At 74.2% G+C, this 23768-nt stretch carries 22 protein-coding genes; 11 read left to right on the top strand and 11 right to left on the bottom strand.

The window, feature by feature from the left end; translation table 11 throughout:
- The 7 genes from ABT095_RS07930 to ABT095_RS07900 all read left to right on the top strand — a co-directional run bounded on the left by ABT095_RS07930 (position 1) and on the right by ABT095_RS07900 (position 8272).
- Entirely contained in the window at positions 1–1197 is a 1197-nt protein-coding gene (locus ABT095_RS07930; RefSeq protein ID WP_350528433.1) for an ATP-grasp domain-containing protein, read from the top strand.
- A complete protein-coding gene (locus tag ABT095_RS07925) occupies positions 1194–2870 on the top strand; it encodes an IucA/IucC family protein (protein ID WP_350528432.1) in 1677 nt (558 codons plus the stop codon). Before ABT095_RS07930 ends, ABT095_RS07925 begins: the two co-directional genes overlap by 4 nt.
- Complete coding sequence (locus ABT095_RS07920; RefSeq protein ID WP_350528512.1) at positions 2867–4081, top strand: MFS transporter; 1215 nt, start codon at positions 2867–2869, stop codon at positions 4079–4081. Before ABT095_RS07925 ends, ABT095_RS07920 begins: the two co-directional genes overlap by 4 nt.
- Complete coding sequence (locus ABT095_RS07915) at positions 4081–5784, top strand: IucA/IucC family protein (RefSeq protein WP_350528431.1); 1704 nt, start codon at positions 4081–4083, stop codon at positions 5782–5784. Before ABT095_RS07920 ends, ABT095_RS07915 begins: the two co-directional genes overlap by 1 nt.
- Positions 5781–6959: a type III PLP-dependent enzyme gene (locus tag ABT095_RS07910; RefSeq protein ID WP_350528430.1), complete on the top strand. Its 1179-nt coding sequence runs from the start codon at positions 5781–5783 to the stop codon at positions 6957–6959. Before ABT095_RS07915 ends, ABT095_RS07910 begins: the two co-directional genes overlap by 4 nt.
- A gap of 77 nt (positions 6960–7036) precedes the next feature.
- Positions 7037–7837 (top strand): inositol monophosphatase family protein, encoded by an 801-nt coding sequence (locus tag ABT095_RS07905; RefSeq protein WP_350528429.1) that lies wholly within the window; start codon positions 7037–7039, stop codon positions 7835–7837.
- A 156-nt stretch (positions 7838–7993) separates the two neighbouring features.
- Positions 7994–8272 carry a hypothetical protein gene (locus ABT095_RS07900; RefSeq protein WP_350528428.1) on the top strand — a complete coding sequence of 93 codons (279 nt, stop codon included), beginning with the start codon at positions 7994–7996 and terminating at the stop codon, positions 8270–8272.
- A gap of 15 nt (positions 8273–8287) precedes the next feature.
- Here ABT095_RS07900 and ABT095_RS07895 read toward each other — a convergent pair whose 3' ends face one another.
- The 4 genes from ABT095_RS07895 to ABT095_RS07880 all read right to left on the bottom strand — a co-directional run bounded on the left by ABT095_RS07895 (position 8288) and on the right by ABT095_RS07880 (position 13634).
- Positions 8288–9484 (bottom strand): cytochrome P450, encoded by a 1197-nt coding sequence (locus ABT095_RS07895; protein WP_350528427.1) that lies wholly within the window; start codon positions 9482–9484, stop codon positions 8288–8290.
- A 50-nt stretch (positions 9485–9534) separates the two neighbouring features.
- Positions 9535–10257, bottom strand: coding sequence for a tRNA-dependent cyclodipeptide synthase (locus ABT095_RS07890; RefSeq protein ID WP_350528426.1), 723 nt, complete (start codon positions 10255–10257; stop codon positions 9535–9537).
- 522 nt (positions 10258–10779) lie between these two features.
- Positions 10780–12234, bottom strand: coding sequence for a pyridoxal phosphate-dependent decarboxylase family protein (locus tag ABT095_RS07885; protein WP_350528425.1), 1455 nt, complete (start codon positions 12232–12234; stop codon positions 10780–10782).
- Entirely contained in the window at positions 12231–13634 is a 1404-nt protein-coding gene (locus tag ABT095_RS07880; protein WP_350528424.1) for a diaminobutyrate--2-oxoglutarate transaminase, read from the bottom strand. The genes ABT095_RS07885 and ABT095_RS07880 overlap by 4 nt, the downstream gene beginning before the upstream one ends.
- A 141-nt stretch (positions 13635–13775) precedes the next feature.
- Here ABT095_RS07880 and ABT095_RS07875 point away from each other — a divergent pair, with 141 nt between their 5' ends.
- Entirely contained in the window at positions 13776–14375 is a 600-nt protein-coding gene (locus tag ABT095_RS07875; RefSeq protein ID WP_350528423.1) for a class I SAM-dependent methyltransferase, read from the top strand.
- Between the two features lie 85 nt (positions 14376–14460).
- Positions 14461–14610: a hypothetical protein gene (locus tag ABT095_RS07870; protein ID WP_350528422.1), complete on the top strand. Its 150-nt coding sequence runs from the start codon at positions 14461–14463 to the stop codon at positions 14608–14610.
- A 445-nt stretch (positions 14611–15055) separates the two neighbouring features.
- Here ABT095_RS07870 and ABT095_RS07865 read toward each other — a convergent pair whose 3' ends face one another.
- A complete protein-coding gene (locus ABT095_RS07865) occupies positions 15056–15604 on the bottom strand; it encodes a Uma2 family endonuclease (RefSeq protein WP_350528511.1) in 549 nt (182 codons plus the stop codon).
- Positions 15605–15733: 129 nt separating this feature from the next.
- Between ABT095_RS07865 and ABT095_RS07860 the strand changes: the two genes are divergently transcribed.
- Entirely contained in the window at positions 15734–15934 is a 201-nt protein-coding gene (locus ABT095_RS07860; RefSeq protein WP_350528421.1) for a hypothetical protein, read from the top strand.
- Between the two features lie 551 nt (positions 15935–16485).
- On the opposite strand, the gene ABT095_RS07855 is transcribed toward ABT095_RS07860, so the two are convergent.
- Positions 16486–17175, bottom strand: a complete 690-nt coding sequence (locus tag ABT095_RS07855; protein WP_350528420.1) for a response regulator — start codon at positions 17173–17175, stop codon at positions 16486–16488.
- On the bottom strand, positions 17172–18782 hold the full coding sequence (locus ABT095_RS07850) for a sensor histidine kinase (RefSeq protein ID WP_350528419.1): 1611 nt from the start codon (positions 18780–18782) through the stop codon (positions 17172–17174). Before ABT095_RS07850 ends, ABT095_RS07855 begins: the two co-directional genes overlap by 4 nt.
- Before the next feature lie 50 nt (positions 18783–18832).
- On the opposite strand from ABT095_RS07850, the gene ABT095_RS07845 reads away from it, so the two are divergent.
- Positions 18833–20260, top strand: a complete 1428-nt coding sequence (locus tag ABT095_RS07845) for a cation:dicarboxylate symporter family transporter (protein ID WP_502884834.1) — start codon at positions 18833–18835, stop codon at positions 20258–20260.
- Here the strand turns inward: ABT095_RS07845 and ABT095_RS07840 are convergent.
- The 4 genes from ABT095_RS07840 to ABT095_RS07825 all read right to left on the bottom strand — a co-directional run bounded on the left by ABT095_RS07840 (position 20257) and on the right by ABT095_RS07825 (position 23755).
- Positions 20257–21201, bottom strand: a complete 945-nt coding sequence (locus tag ABT095_RS07840) for a hypothetical protein (RefSeq protein ID WP_350528417.1) — start codon at positions 21199–21201, stop codon at positions 20257–20259. The genes ABT095_RS07845 and ABT095_RS07840 overlap by 4 nt on opposite strands.
- Before the next feature lie 69 nt (positions 21202–21270).
- Positions 21271–22548 carry an ABC transporter substrate-binding protein gene (locus ABT095_RS07835; RefSeq protein WP_350528416.1) on the bottom strand — a complete coding sequence of 426 codons (1278 nt, stop codon included), beginning with the start codon at positions 22546–22548 and terminating at the stop codon, positions 21271–21273.
- A gap of 222 nt (positions 22549–22770) precedes the next feature.
- On the bottom strand, positions 22771–23373 hold the full coding sequence (locus ABT095_RS07830) for a GTP-binding protein (protein ID WP_350528415.1): 603 nt from the start codon (positions 23371–23373) through the stop codon (positions 22771–22773).
- Complete coding sequence (locus ABT095_RS07825; RefSeq protein ID WP_350528510.1) at positions 23354–23755, bottom strand: DUF742 domain-containing protein; 402 nt, start codon at positions 23753–23755, stop codon at positions 23354–23356. The genes ABT095_RS07830 and ABT095_RS07825 overlap by 20 nt, the downstream gene beginning before the upstream one ends.
- Positions 23756–23768: the final 13 nt, after the last annotated feature.

The raw sequence follows: 23768 nt of genomic DNA, 5'->3' as shown, positions 1-23768 counted from the left end.
GTGCGGCTGTACCTGCTGGCTCTGAACCCCACCGACTCCGTCACCCAGGGCTTCCTGCCCGCCGCCGCGAGACTCGGCCTCTCCGTCACCGTGCTCACCGACTCCGTCGCCGACCACCAACGTGCCTACCAAGAACTCGAGTTCGCCCCCGAGGTGGTCGAGTGCCCGGTGCGCGACCACTGGGAGGTGATCAGCCTGATCTCCCGGCTGGACGCCCCCGCCGCCGTGTTCAGCAACAGCGACCACCTGCAGACCCAGACCGCCCTGGCCGCCGAGTACTTCGGCCTGCCGGGCAAGAGCTGGCGGGCCACCCTGCGGGCCAAGAACAAGGCCGAGCTGCGCCGCCACCTGGCGCTCACCGGCCTGGACCTGGTCTGGTCCGCCGAGCTGGCCCCCGGACAGGGCCCCGCCCGGCTGGACCCGCCCTTCCCCTGCGTGGTCAAGCCCCGCGAGGGCGTGGCCAGCGAGGACGTCGCGCTGGCCGCCGACGCCGAGGAGCTGGCCCTGCACTGCAAGGAGATCCGCCGGCGCAGGCCTGAAGCCGTCCTCGTGGTCGAGGAGTTCCTGCACGGCGAGCTGCACACCCTGGAGACCCTGGGCGACGGCGAGCGCCGCCACGTGCTCGGCGGCTTCCACACCCGGCTCTCCCCGCCGCCGCACTTCGTCGAGGAGGTGCTCACCTTCGTGCCCGCCCACCCGCAGGCCGTCACCGACCAGGTGCTGGCCCAACTCGACGCCCTGGAGGTGGGCTTCGGCGCCTGCCACACCGAGTTCGTGGTCCAGCCGGACGGCCGGGTGCGCCTTATCGAGGTCAACTACCGTGCCATCGGCGACCAGTGCGACATGATGCTGGCCCAGATCCTGGCCATCCCCTACTTCGAGCTGGTGCTCTCCGCCCACCTCGGCCACCCGCTGCCCGCCGAGCTCGGCGCGCGCACCGACCGGCGCGCCCGCAACGAGGTGGTCTGCGCCGACCGCGCCGGCACCCTGACCGGCGCCCCCGGCCCTTCGGACCAGGAGCACGACGGCGTCCGCCTCGCCTACCGCCCGCTGCGCCCGCTCGGCGAGCACCACGAGCACTACCGCACCAACCGCGACTACCTCGGCGTGATCTGGGCCATCGGCCCGGACCAGGCCGGCGTGGACCGCGCCGTCGCCGAGTTCATCGCGGCCAACCGCTGGGAGATCACCGGATGAGCGCCGAGACGCAGTTGACCCTTCGGGTACTAGGCGCCCTGCTCCGCGAGGACGTCGCCGGGCTGCGCAGCGCCACCACACTGGTCGAGCGGCCCGACGGGCCGTGGCTGTGCGGCGAGCGGCTGGCCCTGCCGGTGGGCCCGGACGGCTTCCAGGGCGAGTACACCGCCCGGCTGGCGCTGCTGGTGGTGGACGGCACGGAGCACCGCGAACTCGGCCGGCTGACCAGCGCCTTGGCTGCACTGGCCGAGCCCGGTGATCAGGCGGGGTACCAGGCCTTCGCCGCCGAGTGCGCCCAGACCCTGGCCACCATGCGACTGCACGAGAGCGCCCAGCCGGAGGTGCTCGAGGGCCTGGCCAAGCAGTACGGCGCCGACCCGGCCGACTGGTACGGCCTCGGCCCGAGCCTGGCCTTCGACACGCTGGCCGCCTACCTCGACCACCCGGTCTACCCGACCGCGCGCGGCCGCTCCGGCCTGGACGATGACCAACTCATGTCGTACGCACCGGAGTTCCACCCCTCCTTCCTGCTGCGCTGGCTGGCCGTGCCGGCCTCGGCGCTCACCGTCGAGGGTGCCGGCCCGCTGCCCGACTGGTGGCCCACCCCCGAGCAGCTCGGCCTGCGCGGCGCCGACGGCCCGTACCTGACCGTGCCGGTGCACCCGCTGACGGCGGAGGCCGCCCGCGACGCGCTGCCCGGCGCACTGCTCGCCGAGCGCCCGTACCTGGAGGTGGTGCCCACCCTCTCGATGCGCACCGTCGCCGTCGCACAGGACCCGGCCCACCACCTCAAGCTGCCGCTCGCCACGGCCACCCTCGGCCTGCGCAACCGCCGCACCGTCAAGCCCGGCACCCTGGTGGACGGCGCCGCCGGCCAGCGCCTGCTCGAGGCCGTGCTGGCCCGCGAACCCCGGTTCGCCGAGCGGATCCTGCTGGCCGACGAGCAGTGCTACGCGCACGCCGGCCACGAGCTGCTCGCCGTGCTGGCCCGCCGCTACCCGGCCGGACTCGACCGGGCCGTGACCGTCTCGCTGGCAGCCCTGCTCGCCCCCGCCCCGGGCGGGCTCCTGGTGGTGGACCACCTGGCGAGCCGGTTCTACGACGGCGATGTCCTCGCCCTGTACGCCGACTTCCTGGAGCTGTTGCTCGACTGGCAGACCGCCCTCTTCGGGTACGGCGTCGCGCTCGAGTCCCACCAGCAGAACACCTCCCTGGTGCTCGACACCGTCGACGGCCGGGCCCGGCTGCGGCTGCTCTACAAGGACAACGACGGCCCCCGGATCAACCCGGCGCGGATGGGTGAACTCGCGCACTTCGCGGCCGAGTTCGACGACCACCGGGTGGCGGCCTCGGACGACCGGGCGCTGACCGACCTGTTCACCACCATCACCGGCCACCTGTGCGCCGCCTCCCTCGCCTTCGGCCTGGCCGCCCACGGCCGCGCGCCGCTGGCCACCACGCTCGGCCTGCTGCGCGCGAAGCTGACCGCCGCCCTCGACCGGGTCGGCCCTGGCGCCGAGCCGCTGCGCGCCGCACTGCTCGAGGCCGGGGAGCTGCCGGTGAAGGCGATGGTCACCGCCGGGACGCTGCTCAGCAAGGAGCGCACCGGCGCCGCCGACATCAACAAGCACTACACCACCGGCCCCAACTACCTGAAGCAGGCGGAGTGCTGACGGCCCAGGCGGCCCGGGTGCCGGCTCCCATCGCGGAAGCCGGCCTCGGCCGCCGCCAGGTGCACGCCGTGGCGGCCTGCTACTTCGTCGCCTCCTTCGCCGCCCTCGGCCTGCCGCCCTACCTGACCGCGATCCTGCCGGGGCTCGGTGACCAGGACGGCAGTTGGGCCGGGGTGCTGTACATCGTGCCGACCGTGTTCAGCGCGCTCGGCGCCCCGCTCTGGGGGCGCCTGGCCGACCGCTTCGGCCGCAAGCGGCTGCTCCTGCGGGCCCAACTCGGCCTCGCCGTCTCCTTCCTGCTCGCCGGGGCCGCCGACAGCCTGCCCGCGTTCACCGTCGCGCTCGTCCTGCAGGGCTTCCTCGGCGGCACCTTCGCCGCCACCAACGGCTACCTGGCCGCCGCGCTCGAAGGCCCCTCGCTCTCCCGCGCGCTCACCCTGATGCAGGGCAGCGCCCGCGCCGCGCTGGTCGCCGCGCCGATCCTGGTCGGCCTGCTCTCCCCGTGGATCTCACCGCACCGGCAGTACCTGGTGATGGCCGTGCTGCCGCTGGCCGCCGCCGGCCTGCTCTCCCTGCTGCCCGAGCCCGCCTGCCCCGCGCCCACGAGCAGTTCCCCGGCCGCCCCGGGCGCCCTCGGCCCGCTCCGGCTGCTCTACGCCCTGGAGTTCGCCTTCGTCTTCGCGACGATCGTCTCCTACCCCTATCTGATCGCCCTGGTCGAGCAGCGCCTGCCCGGCATCCCCGGCACCACCGCCGGGGCGCTCTTCGCCTTGCCGCACCTGTGCTACCTGGCCTTCGCCGGGCGGGTGCACACCCTCTTCCTGCACCGCCCGCAGGCCGGGATGGCCCTCGGCTTCAGCCTGGTCACCCTCGGCCTGGCCCTGCACTGGACGGCCCACTCCACTGCTGCCTTCGCCCTCGCCCGCCTGGTGCTCGGCGCCGGGATGACCCTCGGCCTGGTCTGCCTCTCGGTGCTCGCCGCGAGCGCCGCCGCCGGGAGACCCCCCGGCCGGATGTTCGGCACCCTCGAACTGGTCTCCAAGGGCGGCGCCGTCGCCGCCGGAGTGGTCGCCGCGCTGGTCAACAGCGGCTACGGCCCGACCGCCCCCGTGCTGGCCGGAGCGCTCGCCGCCCTCGCCGCCCTCGCCCTCACCCTGCTCGCCCGGCCGGCTCGCTCCGGGCCTGCCCGCTTCTCCCGACGGAGCGCCTGATGCCCACCAGCACCGTACTCACCAGCCTCCCCGCCGCCGACCACGTGGTGGCCCACACCCTGCTCAACTGCCTGCTCCGCGAGGTCTCCGCCCCCGAGCACCAGACCGCCGTCTGCGACGGCTGGCTGCGCCTTCGGCTGCCCCGGCGCGGGGTCGAACTGCGGGTCGAACTGCGCCGCAGTTCGATCGCGGGCGCCCACCGCTTCACCGGCCCGGTCTTCGCGCAGTCCGAACGCGGCCACCAGGAGCTGAGCTGGCGGGAGTTGGCCGAGCACGTGCAGGCCGAACTGACCCTGCGCAGCGGCCTGGCCAACGGGGAGTTCCTGGCCCAGCTGGCCTCCAGCCACGCCGGGGTCGCGGCGGCGCTCGCCGACCGGCCGGCGCCCGGCCCGGACCGCTACCTGGAGTCCGAGCAGGCCCTGCTCTTCGGCCACCGCTTCCACCCCGCCCCCAAGTCCCGCACCGCCGAGCGCGGTTCCTGGTCCGCCTACGCCCCAGAGGCCCGCGCCGCCTTCCGGCTGCGCCACCTCGCGGTGCGCGCCGAGCTGATCGCCGAGGACACCACCGACCCGGCCGCCCTCGCCCTGCTCGACGGCCTGGCCCACGTCCCGGACGGCTACCGGCTGCTGCCCGCCCACCCCTGGCAGTACGAACTCATCGGCGACCACCCGCTGTTGCTGGCCGCCATCGAGCGCGGTGACGTGATCGACCTCGGCGAGGGCGGCGAGCCGTTCACCCCGACCGCCTCGGTCCGCACCCTGGCCGGGGCCGGAGCCTTCCTCAAGTTCAGCCTGAACGTGCGGATCACCAACTGCCTGCGCAAGAACGCCGCGTACGAGCTGACCGGCGCGGTGCAGCTGGGCCGGCTGCTCGCCGAACCGCTGGCCGAGCTCGAGCAGCGCTTCCCGCACGCCGCGATGCTGCGGGAGCCCGCCTTCCGCACCCTCGCCCTGCCGGGGGCGGACGGCACCGTCGACCAGGCCCTGTTCGAGGGCTTCGGGCTGATCGTCCGCGAGGGCCTGGCGGCCCGGCTGGAGCCCGAGGTCACCCCGCTGCTGGCAGCCGCCGTGGCGGACGAGTACCCCACCAGCTCGGCGCACCTGTCCGTGCTGCTCGACGGCGCCGATGCGGATCAGGCCCAGGAGTGGTGGGCCAGGTACCTGCACCTGGTGGTGCCGCCGGTGCTCGCCGCCTACTTCGACCACGGGGTGGTGCTGGAGCCGCACCTGCAGAACGTCCTGCTCGGGGTGGACGCCGGGGGCCGCCCGGCCCAGGTGCTCTTCCGCGACCTGGAGGGCACCAAGCTGGTCCCGGACCAGGCCGCCGCCCGGCTGGCCGGCCTGGCGCCGGAGGTGGCCGGGCCGATGACCTACGACGCGCAGCGCGGCTGGGACCGGGTGGTCTACTGCCTGGTGGTCAACCACCTCTCCGAGCTGGTCTCGGCGCTGGGCGACCTCTTCCCCGAGCTGGAGGCCGCGTTCTGGGCCGCGGTGCGGGCGGAGTTGCGCAGTTACGCGGACCGGCACGGCTGCCCGCCGAGGCTCAGCGCGCTGCTCGCCGGGGTGCCGCTGCCCGCGAAGGCCAATCTGATGACCCGGTGGGAGCGCAAGGCCGACCGGGAGGCCGGCTACGTCCGGCTGCCCTCCCCGCTCGCGGCGGACGTGCTGGCCGAGGCCGCACTGGCGCTGGGCGGTGACCGATGAGCGCGCTGGTGCGGGAGCTGGTGAGCCGTCTCGCTGGTGAGCAACTGCCCTGCTATGTCTACGACCTGAGCGAGCTGCGGGCGCACGCGACGGCTGTGCGGGCCGCGCTGCCGGAGCGGGTGGAGCTGTACTACGCGGCGAAGGCCAACCCCGAGGCGGCGATCCTGACCGCGCTGGACGGGATCGTGGACGGCTACGAGGTCTCCTCCGGCGGGGAGTTGGCACATGTGCGGGCGGCGGTGCCGGACGCTCCGCTCGCCTTCGGCGGGCCCGGCAAGACTCCGGCCGAGATCGCGATGGCGCTGGAGCTGGGCGTGCGGCGCTGGCACGTGGAGAGCGAGCACGAGCTGCGGCTGCTCGCGGCCGCGGCGGACGGGCCGGTGGACGTGCTGCTTCGGGCCAACCTGCCGGTCGGCTCCGGCGAGTTGGAGTCGGTGGCACTCGCCATGGGCGGGCGGCCGACGCCGTTCGGGATGGATCCGGAGCAGATGGAGCGGTGTGTGCGGCTGCTCGCCGGGCCGGGCTTCGAGCGGCTGCGGCTGCGCGGGGTGCACGCGCATCTGGCCAGCGGGCTGGACGCGGCCGAGCAGGTCGCGCTGGCCGGGCGGATCGTGGCCTGGTCGGTGGGGCTGGCCGGGCGGTACGGGCTCGCCCTGGACGAGGTGAACGTCGGGGGCGGGATGGCCGTGGACTACGGCTCGGCCGAGCTGCGCTTCGACTGGGTCTCGTTCGGGACGGGCCTGGCCGAGCTGCTGGACGCGCACCCGGGGCTGCGGCTGCGGATCGAGCCGGGGCGGGCACTGACCGCTTACTGCGGCTGGTACGCGACCGAGGTGCTCGATGTGAAGCAGAGCCACGGGGAGGACTTCGCGGTGGTCCGGGGTGGGACGCACCATCTGCGGACTCCGGCCACCCGGGGGCACTCGCAGCCGTTCGAGGTCGTGGCGGTGCAGGAGTGGGGCCGGCCTTGGGAGCGTCCGGCCGTGACCACGGGCTGCGCCACGCTTTCGGGGCAGCTGTGCACGCCCAAGGACGTGCTGGCGCAGCGGGCTCCGGTGGGGGTACTGCGGGCCGGGGACCGGGTGCTGTTCAAGATGGCGGGGGCTTATGCGTGGAACATCTCGCACCACGACTTCCTGATGCATCCACGGCCGGGGTTCCGGTTCGTCGGGTAGCGGCCCTGATGGTGCAGCTCGATCGTGCTCAGGAGTGGCATGGGAGAGTGGAGGGGACCGAAGGGAGTGGGGCAGAGATGCTGATGGAGAAGGTCGCGGAGATCCTGCGCGAGGCGTCGGCGGAGGCGGTGGAGCCGCGGTTCCGGGCGCTGGCGGCGGGCGAGGTGCTGGAGAAGGCCCCTGGCGAGGTGGTGACGGTCGCCGACCGGGAGGCCGAGGCGATCATCTCCCGGCGGCTGCGGGAGCTGCTGCCGGTGCCCGTGGTCGGGGAGGAGGCGGTGGCGGCCGATCCGGCGCTGGCCCGGGCGCTGGTGTCGGAGGAGGCCGCCTGGCTGGTCGATCCGGTGGACGGGACGTCGAACTTCGTGGCGGGTCACCCGGACTTCGCCGTGATGGCCTCGCTGGTCCGCTCGGGACGCACCGTCGCCAGCTGGATCTGGCAGCCCGTCGCCGGAGTGGCCTACGCCGCCGAGCTCGGGTCGGGCGCCTGGCGCGACGGGAACCGCCTGACCCGCCCGGCGCCGGCCCCGCAGCCGGAGAAGTGGCGCGGCATCCTCAAGACCCGCTTCCTCGACCCCGCCACCCACCACCGCCTGCAGACCAACGCCCGCGGCCTCGGCGAGGTCACCGCCGGCCGCTTCGCGGCGGGCATCGAGTACCCGCTGGTCGCCACCGACGAAGTCGACTTCATCCTGTACTGGCGCACCCTCCCCTGGGACCACTCCCCCGGCACCCTGCTGGTCACCGAGACCGGCGGCGTCTGCGCCCGCCTGGACGGCACTCCGTACCACCCCGAGCCGCCCGGCGGCCCCGACGGCCTCCTGGTCGCCGCCGACCCGCAGACCTGGGAGCAGCTCCGCGCCGCCCTCACCCGCTAGCCGGGACACGGAACCCGGCCGGACCCGAATGCACCGATTCCCCGCCGGAACCACCGGGCCCCGCCCGGAGATCCCCGACCACCCGCACCCGGCGCGGCGCCCCGGCGGGCACCGTGAGAACCTTCTCCCTCCTAGCCGGCTACCCCGGGCGCAGCCATGACCACCAGCACCGCCGATGTCATCACCTACACCCTCTCCTTCACCGTGGCGGCGGCCCTGCTCGCCGCCGGCGTGCTGGGCCTCGCGGGCCTCGGCCCCGGGCGGACCGTTCCCAGGGCCGAGGCCGTACCCGCCCTGCTGACCGGCGGCGGGATCGCGCTCTGCACGCTGGCCCGGATCCCCGCCACCGACCGCCTGCTCGGGGACGCCCTGCTCGGGCTGCCGGGTCTGCTGCTCCTGGCGGCCGGCGCGTACCGGTACTGGCGCACGCGCTGACCCGCCGGCCGGTGGTCACCAGAGCACGGGCAGGCGCTCCGGCAGGCGCTTGATGAAGCCGGGGCGCCAGGCCAGCTGCTCGACCGGGAGGGCGAGCCGCAGCTGGGGCAGGCGCTCGACCAGGGCGGTCAGCGCGATCTCGGCGTGGGTGCGGCCCAGCGCCGAGGCGGGGCAGAAGTGGCGGCCGGCGCCGAAGGCCAGGTGCGGGTTGCTCTCCCGGTCGAAGTCGATGGTCTCCGGGTGCTCGAACACCTCGGGGTCGTAGTTGGCCCCCTCGACCAGCACCAGAACCAGCTCCCCCGCCTTGACCAGCACCTCGCCCACCTGGACGTCCGCGAGCGCCAGCCGCGGCAGCGCGTCGCCGATCGACAGGTTGTACCGCAGCAGCTCGTCCACCGCGCGGCCGATCACCGCCGGCTCCTGCCGCAGCCGCTCGGCCAGCTCGGGCCGCTGGGCCAGGTGGATGATGGCGTGCAGCAGGAAGGAGGAGGTGGAGACGGCGCCCGCGCCGAACAGCGAGAGGGCGACGGTGGCGAGCAGTTCGTCGCTCACCCGGTCCGAGACGTCCGGCGAGCGGCGCAGTGCGGCGAAGCGCCCGAGCAGGCCCTGGGTGGGCTCCGGGTCGGCGTTCAGCTGCGCCTGCATGTACCCGAGATCGCGGTACCAGTTGGGCGCCGAGCCCTCGAAGACGGCCGGGCTGGTGATGAACGCCAGGTCGATCCCGGACATCAGCCGCCGCCAGTCGTGGGTGGGGATGCCGAGCAGCCGGCAGTGCAGCGCCGCGGAGTAGGGCTCGGTGAAGCCGTCCCGCAGGTCGGCGGGCGGGCCCTGCTGCACCAGGACGTCGAGCAGCCGGTGCGCCTCGGCCTCCAGCCAGCCGCCCAACTCCCGGTCGGCGCGCGGGGAGAGGGTCTTCATGACGGCCTCGCGCAGCCCGGCGCTGTTGATGTTTCCCATGTTGTTGACCACCTCCGGCGGGATGGTCAGCGCGTACTGGCGCGGCACGCCGGGGTTGGCGGTGTCCTTGAGGCTGAACCGCTCGTCCTCGAGCACCTGCTTGGCCAGCGCGTAGTTGCTCACCAGCCAGGCCTCGTCGCCGGTCATGGTGCGGACCCGGGCCACCGGGTGCTTGGCGCGCAGCAGTTCGGCCTCCTCGGGCAGCACGTCGCCGCGCCGGTCGAGAGGGAAGGTGAAGTCGGCCTGTGTGGTCATACGGGGGTTCCTTTCGCGGAGGCGGTCAGGCGGTGGTCAGGCGGAGGCGGTCAGGCGGCGGCCGCGTGCGGCAGCGCGGACAGGGGGCGGATCACGGCGTACGCCTGCCCGGCGGCGGCCCGCAGGCCCTCCTGCCGGCCGAACAGCACCGGGGTGAGCGGGAGTTCGACGTGGTAGCAGGCCACCGAGCTGGGTACGCCGAGCAGGCTCGGGGTGTCCAGGAAGAACGGCAGCTCGGCGGCTATGTAGTCGACCCCGGCGGCCAGCGCGGCGGGCGGCACCTCGGCGCCGAGCTTGGCGGTGAGGAAGGAACGGGCCATCCCCTCGGTGGCGGCGCGGAACTCCTGGTCCGCGGCCAGCGCATCGAGAGTGGCGCGGTGCAGCCGCCGGTAGACCGGGTCGTCCTGGAACTCGGAGAGCGCGCGCACCCGGACCCCGGGCACGGCCGCCAGCTCGAGTCCGCGGTCGATCCGGCGGCGGGTGGTCTTGATCTCCTTGGCGGCGCGGCGGGCCGCGTTCTCCGGGGTGTAGCCGGCCGCCGCGAACTGGGCCGCCACCTGCAGGTCGGCGTAGACGATGTCGACGGAGCCGAACAACTCGCAGCTCCAGAGGACGAGTTCGGCGATGCGCTGATGACTGAAGTAGCTGTTGCCCGGGCTGACGCCGATCAGCAGGTGGTCACCGCGCTGCCAGATCCCTTGGCAGCGGCCGGAGTACGGCAGCGCCTCGAACCGGGGGCGGTGGGCGAGGGGCGGGAGGAGCAGGTCTGTCATGGGTGCGGGCCTTCCACAGGGCAGGGCTGGCACAGGACGAAGGCGTGCCACGGCGAGGGCGCGGGGCACGGGAGTACGGGGGTGCGGGTGAGCGCGGCGGCAGCAGCCGCGAACGGCGCGGTGGCGCCGGGGAGTTACCGAGGTCGGCGGAGGGTGCTCCGCGAGGCCGCACAGGGCGGACAGGATGAGACGCGAGGTGGGACGCGAGATACCGCAGGCGCCGCGAGACCGCGGTCGCGCATGGGCGAAGTCCTCCGTGCGCCGCTAGTCCCGAGGGGCCGTGTGCTCCTGGTGTGGCGGCGGCTACCCGAAGTTACCGCCGACGTTCACCCCATCCGCAAGCCTGATCTTCCGCTTGACCGAAAACCACCGGAACGACGGCCGAAAGTGACTGGACAGATCTCCGACGGTATGTCCACATACTTCGGCCCGGCCGGGCTGACCTGCAACGATCCGCCCGCCGGGCCACTGTGCCTTCCTCCAAACCTGACACGGGATCAGGCCACCGTGTTTGGCCGGACCTCAGGCCTTCTCGACCGTCCGGCCGGCCGTCACCACCTTGGCCAGCAGCGCGGCCACCTCCGCCGGGGCGGTGTGCGGGTTGAGGAGCGTGAGCTTGAGACGGACCCGGCCGGGGCCCTCGCCGGGGAGCTCGGTGCGGCCGACGACGGCCTGGCCGGTGCGCAGCAGGTGCCGGCGCAGCTCGGCGTTGCAGCGGTCGGTCTCGGCGGGGTCGGCCCCGGCGGGCAGGTAGCGGAAGACGACCGTGGTGAGGACGGGGGTGGTGTGCAGTTCGAGGGCCGGGTCGGCCTCGACGGCCGCGGCGGCGGTCCGGGCCAGGTCGTGGCAGGCCTCGACCAGGGCGCCGAGGGCCTCGCGGCCGAGGGTGCGCAGGGTCACGGCCAGCTTGAAGACGTCGGCCCGCCGGGTGGTGCGCAGCGAGTGGCCGAGCAGGCTGGGGTAGCCCGCGCGTTCGTCGTCGGCCGGATTGAGGTAGACGGCGCGGCGGGCCAGCGAGGCGTAGGTGGCGGCGCGGCGGACCAGGAAGACCCCGGCGGCGGTCGGCTGCCAGCCGAGCTTGTGGAAGTCGAGCGAGACGGAGTCGGCCCGGGCGATGCCGTCGAGCAGTGGCGCCAGACGGTCGGAGAGCAGCGCGCCGCCGCCGTACGCCGCATCCACGTGCAGCCAACTGCCGTACTCCGCCGCCAGGTCGGCCGCGCGGTGCAGGGGGTCGATCGCCCCGGTGTCGGTGGTCCCGGCGGTGGCGACCACCGCCACCGGGGTGCCGCCCTCGCTGACGGTCTCGGCCAGCACCCGGGCCAGCGCGTCCGGGTCCATCCGCTGGTCGCGGTCGACCGGGACGGTCCTCACCGCCCGCTCGCCGAGCCCGAGCACGGCGGCGGCGCGCTGGACGGAGAAGTGCGCGGCCGCCGAGGCGACGATCTGCGGGCTCAGCCCGGCGGGCAGGCCGTCGAGTTCGGGGTCGCCGGGCAGGATCTGGTCGCGGGCGAGCAGCAGGCCCATCAGGTTCGACTCGGTGCCGCCCGAGGTGAACACCCCGGCCGCCCGGTCGGCCGGGAAGCCCACCAGTGCGGCGAGTTCGCCGAGCAGTTCGGTCTCCAGGGTGGTGGCGACCGGCGCTTGGTCCCAGGAGTCGAGCGAGGGGTTGAGCGCACTCACCGCGAGGTCGGCCGCGACGGCGAGGGCCAGCGGCGGGCAGTGCAGGTGGGCGGCGCAGTGCGGGTCGGCCGGGTCGGCGCTGCCGTAGGCGAGGAACTCGGTCAGCCGCAGCAGCGCGTCCGGGTCCTGCCCCGCCGCGAGCGCCCCCGCGGTCTGCTCGGCGAGCAGCCCGGGCGGGCCGGGCGGGAGCGGTCCGCCCCGGCGTTCGGCCCCCGCCGCGAGGGCGGCGAGCACCTGCTCGACCAGCGGTCGCAGCGCCGCCGGGCCTCCCGCGCCGCCCGCGAGCGGCGCGCTCACCGGCCACCTGCCGCGGCGGCGCTCTCGACGGCGGCGCTCTCGACCGCGTCGAGCAGGCGGTCGAGCACCGCCTCGGTCTGCTCGTCGGTGATGGTCAGCGGGGGCAGCAGGCGCAGTACGGCGTCGTGCCGCCCGCCCAGCTCCACGATCAGGCCCCGCTGCAGGCAGGCCTCCCGGACTCGGACGGCCAGGCGCGGGTCGGCCGGGTGGGCGCCGCAGGAGTCGGGCTCGGCCGACGGGTCGACCAGTTCGACGCCGAGCATCAGGCCGCGCCCCCGGACGTCCCCGATCACCGGCAGCCGCCGCTGGGCCTCCCGCAGCCGGGCGGTGATCCGCTCGCCGAGCCGGGCGGCGCGGGCGGCCAGGCCGTTGGCGGCCACGTACCGCAGGGTGGCGGCGCCGGCGGCCATCGCCAGGGTGTTGCCCCGGAAGGTGCCGGTGTGCGCGCCGGGCAGCCAGCCGTCGTAGTCCTCGCGGTAGACCACCACGGCCAGCGGCAGGCTGCCGCCGATCGCCTTGGAGAGCACCATCGCGTCCGGCCGGATGCCGCTGTGCTCGACCGCCCACATCGCGCCGGTGCGGCCGACCCCGGTCTGCACCTCGTCCACGATCAACGGAATGCCACGCTCTGCTGTGATCCGCCGCATCTCGCGCAGCCAGCCGTCCGGCGCGGGCACCACCCCGCCCTCGCCCTGCACCGCCTCCAGGATCATCGCGGCGGGCGGCAGCACCCCGCCGGACGGGTCGTCGAGCAGCCGCTCCACGTAGGTGGCGGACAGCTCGGTGCCGCGCTCGCCGCCGACCCCGAACGGGCAGCGGTAGCCGTACGGGTAGGGCAGCCGGGTGGTCTCCCCGCCGCCGGGCAGCGGGGCCTTGACCGCGACGTTGCCGGTCACGGCGAGCGCCCCGGCCGTCATGCCGTGGTACGCCCCGGTGAAGGCGAGCGCGCCCCGGCGGCCGGTGGCGGTCTGCATCAGCTTGAGCGCCGCCTCGACGGCGTCGGTGCCGGCCGGCCCGCAGAAGTGCACCTTGGCGCCCTGGGCGAACTCCGGTGGCAGCGAGGCGAACAGCGCGCTGGTGAAGTCGTCCTTCTCGGCGGTGGCGAGGTCGAGCAGGTGCAGCGGCGCTCCGCTGTCGAGCGTGCGGCGGATCGCCTCCAGGACCACGGGGTGGTTGTGCCCGAGCGCCAGCGTGCCCGCACCGGAGAGGCAGTCGAGGTAGCGGCGGCCGTCGGCGCCCTCGACCGTCATGCCGTTGGCCCGCACCGGCACGATCGGGAACGACCGGGCGTACGTCCGGGCGGCGGACTCACGGACGCGCTGGCGGCGCAGGATCGCCCCGCCCGGAGCCGCTGCTGCGGCCCCCTCGGCTGACGCGGCTGGCTCGGCGGTGACGGTCAAGGCAGGCTCCCCAGTGGAAGTTAGGTAACCCTAACCTTACTGGCTGACCTGCTCCGATCCGGTCACCGGGCCGAAGTCCACTCTCCCGGGTGACACCCCCTCAACGACCGACCCGGCCGGAGGTCACGTAGCCTCGGTCGGATGGAGTACAGGAGCGACTTGGCCGGCATCCGGGAGTTCTTCGCCGCCCGCGCGGCCGGCTGGGAGAGCCGGTTCCCCGACGACGGGCCGCTGTTCGCCGCCGCGATCAGCGAACTGGGCTTGCAGGCCGGGCAGTTCGTGCTCGACGCCGGGTGCGGGACGGGGCGCGCGCTGCCGCTGCTACGGGCGGCCGTCGGGCCCTCGGGGCGAGTCCTCGGGGTCGATCTGACCCCCGAGATGATCGCCGTGGCCACCGCGCATTCGGCTCTGGCCGAGCTGGCCGTGGCCGACGTCGGACACCTGCCGCTGCCCGACCGGGCCGTGGACGCGGTCTTCGGCTCCGGCCTGGTCTCCCACCTCACCGACCCGGTGGCCGGCTTCACCGAACTCGCCCGCGTCACCCGCCCGGGCGGCCTGCTCGCCCTCTTCTACCCCATCGGCCGCGCCGCCCTCGCGGCCAAGCACGGCCGCACCCTCTCCCCCGACGACATCCGCACCGAACCCAGGCTCCGCCGAGCCCTGGCCACCGCCGGCTGGCGCCTCACCTCCTACCACGACCCGGCCGACCGCTTCCTGGCCGTCGCCGTCCGCGCGGACTGAGGCCTGGCCGGTCAGGTGCACCAGAAGAGGAACGGGGTGCCCCATGTGGTCAGCCGACCCCATCAGCGCAAGCAGCGGAGGAGACTTGGCCGGATGCCAGGCCAGGCCCGATGTACTGATCCGGATCGACACCCTGGGACTCGGCCGCTCCGTCCACGTGATCGACGCCCGACTGCCCGACGTCTCCTCCGACTGGCGGACGTACTTCCGCGCCACATCACGGGCCTCCTCGTAGCTCACTCGGCACCGACCTCCTGAGCGCGCGGAAGGGGAGCAGTGGCGACCGGGGGAGCTGACCCACGGATACGCGGGTGGACGAACACCTGCCCGATACCGATCCCGCTCCTTGATCACTCGCTGGGGCGGGCAGATCGCATCTGGCAGCACCGGTAGGGCCCGTCGACTCCGAAACCCTGTTCTGCCAGGTGCCAGCCCGCCGCCTCGATCCGGCGGACGTGAACGGCAAGGTTCTGGTCAGGATGCACGGGTGGAGTCGGATTCCCCGAAGGTGCTCGCCGTCTCCCCGCTGGAAGCAACGCAGGGCGTGGCTGTCCACGGGGCTGAGTCCAGAGGGAACACGTCGATCCACCCGGCAGATCGCAGGCAGCGCCGGCAGACCGCGCACCTGCCTTTGCGTCAGCTCCTCTTGGAGCTCGGCGGCGGGCTCCACACTCACTCCCTCAGCGGGCGTAGGCCTTGAGGATCTCCGTGTCGAGCGTGATGCCGAGGCCGGGGAGCTCGATCGACTCGCCGTAGTCCGCGGTGTGGGTGTCTCGGTACCGGCCCCGCTCGGGGTTGGAGTGGACGACCACGGTGCCGTTCGAGCGGTCCACGAGCAGCATCACCGGGATGGCGCTCTCCGCGTACGCCCGAGGCTTGTCCTCACGGTCACGCCGGTCGGTGTCCCGGTCGTACGAGGTGACCTCCACCACCATCAGGACACCGGACGGGTCGGCCCACTCGCCCTTGCCCGCAAAGTACTCCGCGGGGGCCAGGGCGCCGTCCGGGCGAGCGTTTCCCGTTCGGTACGCCTCGACGCGCAAGCCCTGCTCGGGGAAGAGGCTGAGGTCCGGGCGCTGCAGGATGCACTGGCGGATCAGCCACATGACGATCTGGCCGTGGTCGCCGTCGGGCACCGGCTTGACTCCGATCTTTCCGGCGAGGAACTCAAGGGTGACGTCCTGCTGGGCAGCGGCTTCGGCGATCGCCTCGAAGGCGGCCGAGCTCATCTGCGGCCGGTCCTGGATGATCACTGCGTCCCCTTCGCCACGACGATGTTCCTGGATGCGCCCCAGCCCAGCGTAGGCCAGACAGAACCCGACCGGGCTCAGGTGCACCAGAAGAGGAAGCGGTTGCAGGTGGCCGTCGGCGACGGTGTCGGCTTCACGGTGGGCGAAGGCGAGGTGGTGGCCGGGTGGCTGCTGCTGGTGGCCGGCGTGGGCACGGTCGGCGAGGGTTGGGCGGCGGGGCGGGAGGCCGAAGCGCTGGTGGATGAGCTGGCGGAGGCGGAAGGGCTCGGACGAGCGGTGGCGGACCGGAACGCTCCGGCCGTCGGCTGACCGACCCGCTGGGCCGGGGAGGCGGTCGGGCTCGCCCAGGCCGAGCCGGTCTCGGGGGCGGAGAGCGGGACCGTGCCACCACCGGACGAGGAGCCCGAGGAGATCGCTGCTGCCGCCAGGCCGCCCCCGGCCATCAGGCCGGCCACCGACAGCACCAGCAGGCCGCGCCGTCGCCCCGACCTGCGTCGTCGGTCGACCGCCTGGCCTCGCGGCGCGGCAGGCGGCACGGGCAGGGGCTGGAGCGGCGACTGGACCGGCGGCTGGACCGGCGGCTCGGCAAGGTGCCGCGTCGGTCGCACGGCTGCCGTGGGCGAACCGCTGGCGCCGCATCCAGGGCAGGACAGCGCACCGTTGAGGTGACGTCGGCAGAACTCGCAGTAGTCCATGCGTCTTTCCGTAGGTACCCCGGCGGGAGGTACCGCCGTGACCAGGAGCGTAAGCAGCTCCTTCGCCCGGACGACAGGCATGCCTTGTGACACTTTTGGAAGGATCGCGTGTCAGGGCTGTCGGAGCCGTCGGAGCTGTCAGGGCTGTCAGAGCCGCCGGCGCCGTCAGAGCCAGTGGTAGCAGAGCTCGGGGCGCCCGACCTGGCCGTACTGCGGGGCGCGGCGGGCCAGGCCGGTGGTGACCAGGTGCTCGAGGTAGCGGCGGGCGGTGATCCGGGAGACGCCGGCGGCGGTGGCCGCCGTCGCGGCGGAGAGGCCGTCGGGGGCGGCGCGCAGCACGGCGGCGACGGTGTCGAGGGTGGCCTGGGTGAGGCCCTTGGGGAGGGTGGTCCGGTCGGGCGCGCGGAGGGTGGCGAAGGCCTGGTCGACCTCGTGCTGACCGGTCGCCTCCCCGGCCCCGGCCAGGCTCTCCCGGTACCGGGCGTAGGTGGCGAGCCGCTCCCGCAGGGCCGCGCCGCTGAACGGCTTGAGCAGGTACTGCACCACCCCGACCGACACGGCCTGCCGCACGGTGGCCAGTTCGCGGGCGGAGGTCACCGCGATCACCTCGGTGGCGTGCCCGGCCGCCCGCAGCTTGCGGCACAGCTGCAGGCCGTGGCCGTCGGGCAGGTTCAGGTCGAGCAGCAGCAGCTCGACCGGCTCCCCGGCCAGCCGGGCCCGGTCGAGCACCCGCAGCGCCTCGGCGCAGCTGTGCGCCACCCCGGCCACCACGAAGCCCGGCGTGCGCTCGACGTACAGCGCGTGGGCGTCGGCCGCCACCGGATCGTCCTCGACCACCAGCACCCGGATGCTCATGCCCCTGCCTCCCGCAGCGGCAGCCGCACCGTGAGCACGGCCCCGCTCGCCCGCCCGACCTCCACCCGGCCGCCGTTGCGCCGGGCGGTCTGCGCCACCAGGGCCAGGCCGAGGCCGCGCCCGCCGCTCTTGGTGCTCCAGCCGCGCTCGAACACCTCGGTGACGGCCTGCGGGGCGATGCCGGGGCCCGAGTCGGCCACGCCGAGCAGGAGTTCGGTGCCGTCGACCCGGGCGGTGACGGCCACCTCCGGGGCGCGGACGGCGGCGTGGCCGAGCGCCGCGTCCACTGCGTTGTCGATCAGGTTGCCGAGCAGGGTGACCAGGTCACGCGGGGTGAGGCCGGACGGCAGCACCCCGTCGTCGATCCGGCTGTCCGGGGTGAGGGTCAACTCGACGCCGCGCTCGGCCGCTTGGGCGGCCTTGCCGAGCAGCAGCGCCGCCAGCACCGGCTCACTGACGGCGGCCACCACCCGGTCGGTGAGCTGCTGGGCCAGCTCCAGTTCGGCGGTGGCGAATTCCACCGCCTCGGCCGTGCGGCCGAGTTCGATCAGCGAGACCACGGCGTGCAGCCGGTTCGCGGCCTCGTGCGCCTGGGCGGCGAGCGCGTCGGCGAAGCCGCGTACGGAGTCCAACTCGCCGGAGACTGCCTGCAGTTCGGTGTGGTCCCGGAGGGTGACCACCGAGCCGAGCCCGGCGCCGACCGGGGAGGTGTTGACCACCACGACCCGCTCGCTGGCCAGGTGCAGCTCGTCCCGCACCGGGCGGGCGAGCGCGGCTGCCAGCGGGCCCGGCAGGCCGAGCTCCGAGACCTCCGATCCGGCCAACTCGCCGGTCAGGCCGAGCAGTTCGCGCGCCGCGTCGTTGCAGAGCACCACCCGCCGGCCGGCGTCGAGCAGCACCAGGCCTTCGTGCACCGAGTGCAGCGTCGCCTGGTGGTAGTCGTACAGCGCGCTCAGCTCGGCCGCGCCCATCCCGTGGGTGTGCCGCCGCAGCCGGACGGTGACCAGGTAGCTCGCCGCGCCGCCCAGGGCGAGTGCGCCGAGCGCGACCCCGGTGAGCGCGAGCAGCGGCATCCGCAGGCCCGCGCTGATCGACTGCACGGTGATGCCGACGCTGACCAGCGCCACCACGTGCCGCTGCCCGTCGAACACCGGGGTGACCACCCGGACGGAGGGGCCGAGCGTGCCGGTGTAGGTCTCCTCGACGTCCTGGCCGGTGAGGGCGCGGTCGAAGTGGCCGAGGAAGGGGTGGCCGATCTGCGCCGGGTCCGGGTGGGCCCAGCGCACGCCGTGGGTGTCCATGATGGTCACGAAGGCCACCCGGCTGTCCTGGCGGACGCGGGCGGCGTACGGCTGGAGCACGGCCGAGGGGTCGGGCGTGAGCACCGCGTCCCGGACGGTGGGGGCGTCGGCCACGGCGTGGGCGGTCGCGGTGACCTCGCGGCGGGCTGTCTCCTCGGCCTGGACGGAGGCGAACAGGTAGGCGAGCACCGCACCGCCCGCCACCACCACGGCGACGATCACGATCTGCACCACGAACAGCTGGCTCGCCAGGCTGCGGCGGCGGCGCGGTCGGCCGGCGGCGGCACGGCGGAGGGTCGGGGGCATGCCAGACAGTGTGCCCTGCCGCCCGGGCCGCCCGCCCCCGCATGAACTCTATGAACGCAAGCGTGACCTGGCTCACCTCGCTGGCCATAGTCGGACGACCCACCACCCCCAGGCCGCCAGGAGCCCCCGTGACCTTCCCCCTGACCTCCGAAGAGACCCGCCAGGTGAGACCCGGCCGCCGGGACCGCACCCACCGGCTCTACCTCGCCGTGCTGCTGGCCGTGGTCGCGGGCGTCGTGGTCGGGCTGGCCGCGCCGGGTTTCGCGGTGGAGCTCAAGCCGGTCGGCACCGGCTTCGTGAACCTGATCAAGATGATGATCAGCCCGGTGATCTTCTGCACCATCGTGCTGGGCGTCGGCTCGGTCTCCAAGGCCGCCAAGGTCGGCCGGGTCGGCGGGCTGGCGCTCGGGTACTTCCTGCTGATGTCCACCGTGGCGCTCGCCCTCGGGCTGCTGGTGGGCAACCTGATCGAGCCCGGCTCGGGCCTGCACCTCACCCAGGCGCTCGCCAAGTCCGGCCACGCCCAGGCGGCGGGCGGCTCGCAGGGCACCGCCGACTTCCTGCTCGGGATGATCCCGACCAGCTTCTTCTCCGCCCTCACCGAGGGCAAGGTGCTGCAGACCCTGCTGGTCGCCCTGCTCGCCGGCTTCGCCCTGCAGGCGCTCGGCCCGGCGGGCGCGCCGGTGCTGCGCGGCATCGAGCACCTGCAGAAGCTGGTGTTCAAGGTGATGTCGATGATCATGTGGGTGGCCCCGGTCGGCGCCTTCGGGGCGATGGCCGCGCTGGTCGGCGCCACCGGCACGGCCGCGCTGAAGAGCCTGGCGGTGGTGATGCTCGGCTTCTACCTGGCCTGCGCGCTGTTCGTGGTCGTGGTGCTCGGGCTGCTGCTGCGGCTGGTGGCCGGGGTGAACGTGTTCGCCCTGCTGCAGTACCTCGGGCGGGAGTTCCTGCTGATCCTGTCCACCTCCTCCTCCGAGAGCGCGCTGCCGCGGCTGATCGCCAAGATGGAGCACCTGGGCGTCAGCCGCCCGGTGGTGGGCATCACGGTACCGACGGGGTACAGCTTCAACCTCGACGGCACCGCGATCTACCTGACCATGGCCTCGATCTTCGTCTCGCAGGCGATGGACAGGCCGATGGACTTCGGCCAGCAGCTCTCGCTGCTGCTCTTCATGATCATCGCCAGCAAGGGCGCCGCCGGGGTCACCGGCGCGGGCCTGGCCACCCTGGCCGGCGGCCTGCAGTCGCACCGGCCCGAACTGGTCGACGGCGTCGGCCTGATCGTCGGCATCGACCGCTTCATGTCCGAGGCCCGCGCCCTCACCAACTTCGCGGGCAACGCGGTGGCCACCGTCCTGATCGGCCACTGGACCAAGGAGCTCGACCACGACCGCCTGCGCCTGGTCCTGTCCGGCGACGCACCGTTCGAGGAGAACCCCGCCCCGGGGGTCGTTCCGGCGCAGCAGCGGGCTGCCTAGATCCAGCCCGGTTCGGGGGTGTTGCCGCTGAGGGCCCAGGCGAGACCGGTCGCCGGGTCCTCCACGGCCACGTGGAGGTAGTGCAGTTCGTCGCCCGGCTCGGACCAGGTGAAGCAGCGCAGGCGGGCGACCAGGGCGCGGACCTCGGGGAGCAGCACCACCCGTTCGCCGGTCATCGCGGCCAGCACCCGCCAGACGGCGAGCCGGCCCTGGGCGCTGCCGGCGTCGGGGGTGTCGGAGGCGGCCTGGACCAGGCCGGGGTAGGCCTGGCCGAAGGGCAGGTAGCCGCCGGTGATGCGGCGGGCGGGGGTCAGGTGGGCCACCGCGTCGGGCGCGGTGCCCCGGACGCAGACGGCCCGGGCCCAGGGGGCGTACCCGTCGAGCAGCCTGGTCGCGGCCAGGCCCGGTACGGTCGCCCCGCGGTCGGGCAGGTCGAGCGGGCCGAGGCCCTCCCGCCCGGCGGGCAGGGAGTGCAGGGCGCGGCGGGCGCCGCCGGTGCGCAGGTACTCGCGGACCCGGCCGCGCTCGTCCCAGCCCGCCGCCTCCCAGGGCTCCAGGGCGAGCGGCACACCCTCCTCGTCCGGCTCGGCGCCGTGCCGCAGGTCCTCCCCGAGCAGCGCCCGGGTGTGCAGCACCAGCCGCCGCACCGGTGCCGGGCCGAGCTGCAGGGCCAGCCGCCGCCAGGAGTGCCGGGTGGCCAGCACCTCCCAGAGCGGCCCGGCGTCGTGGTCGTCCACGTCCGCCGTGCCGCCGGGCGCGCCCTCCCGGTCGAACAGCCGGGCGGCCAGCTCGGGTGGCGCACCGTACGCCAGCAGGTGGCCGAACTGCCCGGCCTCCCGCACCCGCCCGGCCGCCCTGGCCCGCCGGAACCGGCCCAGCACCTCGGCCCAACGACCCTGGTCAGCCAGCGTCCGCAGCCTGCGGTCCTCATAGGTGATCACATTTTCAGCGTACGGTGCCTGACCCCGCATCAGCCTCTGCGGCACACCCGGGCGCGTGGGCGTGGCAGCTTACGAGGGCTTGCCGCCGGTGAGGGCCCAGCGGACGTCGACGAAGCCGTTCTGCTGCTGGGTCAGGCGGCCGTCCTTGACCTGCTGGAAGGTGACCCAGGTGTCGGTCAGACGGGGGGTCTCGGCGCTGGGGAGCATGTCGGTCAGGCTCCAGGTGAGCGGTGGGGTGACGCCGCCGGTCTCGAGGGAGTCGCCGCTGTCGAGCTCGTTGCGCAGGGTGCGGGCGGTGAACGGGGTGCCGGCGGAGCTGAGCCGGTCGGCGGCCTGCAGGAGCACCTGGTAGGCCACCCAGGTGGTCTGCACGGCCAGGTCGGAGGTGGCGATCTGCTTGTCACCCGCGGCGGTGGAACGCAGACCGTCCCAGAGCGGCGAGGTCTCCGGCGGATACCAGCCGGTGGCGAAGGCGCCGGCCAGCGGGCCGTCCGCGCCGCCGGTGGCGTCGACCACGGACTGCTGGATACTGCCGATCACCGAGGCCAGCTGGGTCCGCCGGGGCCCGGCCTTCTTCCAGGCGTCGAGCACCTTGAGGGTCTGCTCGGGGCTCAGCGCGTCGGTGACGCAGTTGCCGCTGTGGTCGCCGTCCAGCGCCTGCCGCACGGCGGCCGCGTAGTCGGCGCCCCCGTCGGGCACCTTGACGTCGGTCAGCGAGACACCGTCGGGCTTGAGCGCGGCGGCCAGGTAGCGGGTGAGCGCGTCACCACTGCGGTTGTCGGGCCGCAGCACCGCGACCGACTTGCACCCGGCCGCGACCAACTGCCGCCCGCTGCCCGCGATCAGGCTCGGGGTGCCGCCGCCGACGGGGTAGGAGAACGGGCTGCTGAACTCGGAGACCGACAGGCCGTACCCGCCGAGGTAGGGGATGCCCGCAGCCTCGAGCACCGGCAGGTAGCTGTCCGCGTGCTGGCTGTAGGCGCCGACCACGGCGACCACGTGCGCGTCCACCGCCTGCCGGGCGCAGGCCGCCGCGCCGTCCGCGCTGCCCCGCTCGTTGCAGGCCAGCACCTTCAGCTGCCGCCCGTGCAGCCCGCCCTTGCTGTCGACGTCCCGGCCGATCGCCTGGGCCAGCTCGGTGACCCCCTGGCGGTCGTCGGTGCCGGTGCCGGCCGGGGCCCAGGTCATCACCACCACGTCGCCGCCCTTGGCCCCCGAACCACCCCCGGCGGAGCCGGCCGAGGAGCTGCCGCAAGCGGTGAGCGCCAGTGCGGCGGGCAGCAGCGCGATCGCCGCCGCCACCGCGAGCGGTCTCGCCCGGTACCTCGATCTGCTGCTCCTGCTCATCCTGTCGTGCCCTCCCGTGCCAAGTGGACCCGCGATGACCACCCCTGACGTGATCACGCGGCGGACAGCAAATCCGGCTCAGCACAAGCCCAGAGGGACGGTGGGCGAACGGGAGGAGGACGGCGAGGTAACAGCGGGGAATCCGGCCGGTGGAGCGCAGGCGTCGCCGAGTCGTACGTGGACAGAACTCTGATGTGCACTCAGATGACGGACCGTCAGATTTCAGGAGACATCGGCCAGCAGACGGGCCGCGTGCACCCGGCCAGCGTGCTCGACCAGCGCGATCAGCACCTCCTTGCCGGAGGCGCGGCTGCGGGCGTCGCAGATCAGCACCGGGGTCCCCTCGGCCAGGTCGAGTGCCCGGCAGACCTCCTCGGGCCGGTACTCGCGGGCATCGGGGAAGTGGTTGACCGCCACCACGAACGGGATGCCCCGGTGCTCGAAGAAGTCCACGGCGGGGAAGCAGTCGGTCAGCCGCCGGGTGTCGGCCAGCACCACCGCCCCCAGCGCCCCCTGGGCCAGTTCGTCCCAGAGGAACCAGAACCTGTCCTGGCCCGGGGTGCCGAACAGGTACACCGACAGCCCGTCCCGGATGGTGATCCGGCCGAAGTCCATCGCGACCGTGGTGGTGGTCTTCTGCTCGACCCCGCCGAGGTCGTCCACGCCCTGCCCGACGGCGGAGAGCTGCTCCTCGGTGCGCAGCGGCCGGATCTCGCTGACGGCGCCGACCAGGGTGGTCTTGCCGACGCCGAAGCCGCCGGCCACCAGGATCTTCAGGGCGAGCCCGGGGGTGTCGGCGAAGGCGTCAGAGCGCGCGGAGTCCATTGATCACCTCACGGAGAATGTGTTCGTCGGGCAGTTGGGCGGGCGGCACCGGGCGGCTGACCCGGATGTGCTCGGCGGCCAGCAGGTCACCGAGCAGCACCCGCACCACGCCCAGCGGCAGGTCGGTCTCGGCGGCGATCTCGGCGACCGAGAGCGCGTTGCCCCGGCACAGGTCCAGGATCGCGCCCTGCTCGGGGCCCACCCCCGGCTCGCCGCTGTCCGCGAGGTCGCTGACCACCAGCGCGATCAGGTCGAACTCCTCGGCCGGCCGGGTGCGGCCCTTGGTCACCGCGTACGGGCGCACCAGCGGGCCGGCGTCGTCGTCGAACCAGCGGGCCGGCTCGGCCGGGGGCGGCGGGTAGCCGAAGCTGGAGTCCGGCAGGTAGTGGCGCGGC

The sequence above is a fragment of the Kitasatospora sp. NPDC002227 genome (genome assembly GCF_040296285.1).
Lineage (GTDB): Bacteria > Actinomycetota > Actinomycetes > Streptomycetales > Streptomycetaceae > Kitasatospora.
The sequence above is the reverse complement of the archived record's forward strand: the minus strand, read 5'-3'. Positions and strand labels throughout refer to the sequence as shown.